This is a genomic window from Streptomyces sp. NPDC058662, assembly GCF_042716255.1.
In the GTDB taxonomy this organism is placed as follows: domain Bacteria; phylum Actinomycetota; class Actinomycetes; order Streptomycetales; family Streptomycetaceae; genus Streptomyces.
In genome coordinates, this window is record NZ_JBHXRU010000202.1 from 1 (window position 1) to 3,217 (window position 3,217).

Genomic DNA, 3,217 nt, shown 5'->3' on the forward strand with positions numbered 1-3,217 from the left:
GGGCAGACCCGCCCGCCGCGGCCGCCGCCAGCACCCCGGCGGCGCCGGCCAGCAGGCGCCTGCGCCCGATGAACCCCATGTGACCACTCCGTTCCTCAGCGTGACACCACTCTGCGTGCGCCCAGCATGCCCGCCCCGGCCCGCCACGCGGGGCAAGGTCGGGGGTAACGTCGGGGGGCGTGGCGGGCGCCGGAACGCAGTTACCACTGCCAAGCACGGGGGACCCGCGATGGATGAGCAGCGAAAGGCACGATGTGACGGACCTCTCTACCCTCCCGACCGACATCGCACGGGTCGGCGTAGTGGGCTGCGGCCAGATGGGCGCGGGCATCGCTGAGGTGTGCGCCCGCAGCGGTCTTGAGGTGAAGGTCGCCGAGACCACCGGCGAGGCGCTCGAAATCGGCCGCACCCGGCTGCACAACTCCCTGACGAAGGCCGCCGAACGCGGCAAGATCAGCGAGGAGGAGCGGGACGCCACCCTGGCCCGCCTCACCTTCACCACCGACCTCGGCGAGTTCGCCGACCGCGATCTCGTCATCGAGGCCGTCGTCGAGAACGAGCAGGTCAAGACGGAGATCTTCCAGGTCCTCGACCAGGTGATCACCCGGCCGGACGCGATCCTGGCCTCCAACACCTCCTCGATCCCGCTGGTCAAGCTGGCCGTCGCGACCTCGCGGCCCGACCAGGTCATCGGCATCCACTTCTTCAACCCGGCCCCGGTGCAGCAGCTCGTCGAGCTGATCCCGGCGCTGACCACGAGTGACGAGACGGTCAAGCGCGCCGAGGCCCTGGTGCGGGACGTGCTGGGCAAGCACGCGATCCGCGCCCAGGACCGGTCGGGCTTCGTGGTCAACGCGCTCCTCATCCCGTACCTGCTGTCCGCGATCCGGATGTTCGAGTCGGGCATCGCCAGCCGCGAGGACATCGACAACGGCATGGAGCTGGGCTGCGCCCACCCGATGGGCCCGCTGAAGCTGGCGGACCTGATCGGCCTGGACACGGTCGCCTCGGTCGCCGACTCCATGTACGCCGAGTTCAAGGAGCCGCTGTACGCCGCTCCCCCGCTGCTCCAGCGGATGGTCGACGCGGGCCGCCTCGGCCGCAAGACGGGCGCGGGCTTCTACCCGTACGGCTGACACCCCGGGTCCGGGCGCCGCGCCCAAGCCGGAGACGGCCCGGCCCGGCCGGAGACGGTGCAGCAGGAGCAGCCCGGCCGCCGTGGTGGCGGCCGGGACCTCCCCGGCACGGCCACGTGCCGTCAGAGGGGAACGCGCAGGGCCCCGTCGATGAGCAGGGCCGTCTCCCGCGCCCCCGAGCAACCGCTGGTCAGGAGCTGCTCCCGGACCCCCCGCAACCGGTCGCGCAGGCGCAGGGACTCCATTCCCCTGGCCCGCTCGGCCATCTCGGCCGCCGCCGCCACGGCCCGGTCCGCCTCCCCCTGCCGCAGCTGGACCTCGCAGAGCATCGCCAGCCGGTGCACCCGGCCCCGGTCGTGCGCGGGGGTGCCGACCGCGGCGGCCGCCTGGACCCGCGCGGCGCCGAGGTCTCCCAGGCTGAGCAGCGCCTCGGCGACCTGGACGTTGACGAGCCCGGGCTGCACGTAGCCGGTCTCGTCCGGTTCACTGCCCGGCCGGATCCGCTCGGCGGCCGCCTCGGCACTGCGGATGCAGGCCAACGCGGCCGCCGTGTCGCCGAGTTGCGCGTAGGCCTTGGCCTGCATGGCGTACAGGTCGGCGGTGAGCGCCGGTGTGGTGTGCCGGCCGGCGGCGCGCAGCGCGGCCTCGGCGAAGGCCACGGCCTGGCGGTACTCCCTCAGGTGGAGGGACTGGTTGACGATCAGGGCGATCACGTACGCCCCGAGGCCCCGGTCGCCGCTCGCCTTGGCCAGCCGCAGGGCCTGGTGGAAGTAGCGCTGCGCGAGCCCGTGGGCGTCCGAGTCGTACGCGCAGATGCCCGCCACCGCGACCAGGGACCCGGTGGCCCGGTGCAACTGGCGGCCGAGGGCGTCGGGATAACTGCCGCGCAGCATGGGCGCCGTCTCGCTCCCGAGGAAGCGCACGATCCGGGCCCTGGTCGCCACTCCCCCGGCCCGGCGGTACATGAGCTCGTAGTGGGCGCGCGCGGCCCGCAGGACCTCGATGTGCTCGGGCCCGATCCGGTGCGGGCCCTCGCGGGAGACATCGGCGTCCTCGGGCGGGTTCTCCCACTCCCAGACCGGTATGACGGCGGGCGTCCCCGTCACCGCCTCCACGCTCAGCAGTTGGGGCCGCGCCCGCTCGTCGGACCGCCACAGGGCGGCGGCCCGGTCCACGAACCCGCTGAGCCCGGCGGCGGGCGCGGAGGCGGGCCGGTCCGGCAGGCCGAGCCCGATGTCGTCCAGGCCGACGGGCCGCCGCAGTCGGCTGCCGAGCACCTCGCAGATCAGGTCGGGGACCTGGCCCCGGGGCCGCTGGCCCTTCAACCACCGGGTGACGGCGGTGTGTTCGTAGCGCAGGGCGAGTCCGCGGGTCCGGCCCGCCTGGTTCACGTGGGCGGCGAGTCCGGCGTGGGACATGCCCGCCTCGTCGAGGAGGGCGTCGAGCAGGACATTGGGCTGCATGGGCCGCTCCCGGGGCTCGTCGGTCCCAGGCTAGTGGGTGCGCGCTTCACACGGGGTGTGAACCGGGTACGCGCATAAATGCGACGCGCACCCTGCCGCAGGGGGTCCGCGGCGCGGTTCACTGAAGCGCCTCGCCAAGAGGCAGCCCGGGTCGTCGGCTCCCCCCTCGTACAGTGCGACGACCCGTCACCGCGCCGCCCGTTCTGCTGTCTGCCCGACACTCCATGGCAGGCGGGCGGCGTGTTCCGGTTCCGCCGGCGCCCGGTTGGTCGCCGGCCCGGCGGAACCGGCCGAGCGCGCGCCGGGCTCATCCACCGGACCCGGCGCGCGGTTCGGCCCCGCCGGGCCGGCCCCTTTCGGGCGCGGCCGTCGCGGAGCACCAGCGGGGCGGCGCCGTCGGCGAGCCGCCGCTGGTGTGCCGGAGCGGTGCGGTGGGAACGCCCGCCACCCAGCCGCGCGGGCGTGACCCCCACTCGAACGGGTGAGGGGCGGGCCCCGGTACCGCGGGCCCGCCCCACACCCAGGCCTGCGCCCCGGCGTCACGCGGCCCGGAGTAACGCCCCGGTGCGCTCGCCCGCGAGGGCCACCCCCGCGGCGCGCGCGGCCGTGGTCTCCGCG

Annotated in this window: 2 protein-coding genes; one reads left to right on the plus strand and one right to left on the minus strand. The window is 74.9% G+C overall.

Annotation, left to right across the window (positions count from 1 at the left end; translation table 11 throughout):
- Positions 1–233 precede the first annotated feature (233 nt).
- Positions 234–1,136: a 3-hydroxybutyryl-CoA dehydrogenase gene (locus ACFWUQ_RS31340; protein ID WP_384544793.1), complete on the plus strand. Its 903-nt coding sequence runs from the start codon at positions 234–236 to the stop codon at positions 1,134–1,136.
- Positions 1,137–1,258: 122 nt separating this feature from the next.
- On the opposite strand, the gene ACFWUQ_RS31345 is transcribed toward ACFWUQ_RS31340, so the two are convergent.
- Entirely contained in the window at positions 1,259–2,599 is a 1,341-nt protein-coding gene (locus ACFWUQ_RS31345) for a transcriptional regulator (RefSeq protein WP_384544795.1), read from the minus strand.
- Positions 2,600–3,217 lie beyond the last annotated feature (618 nt).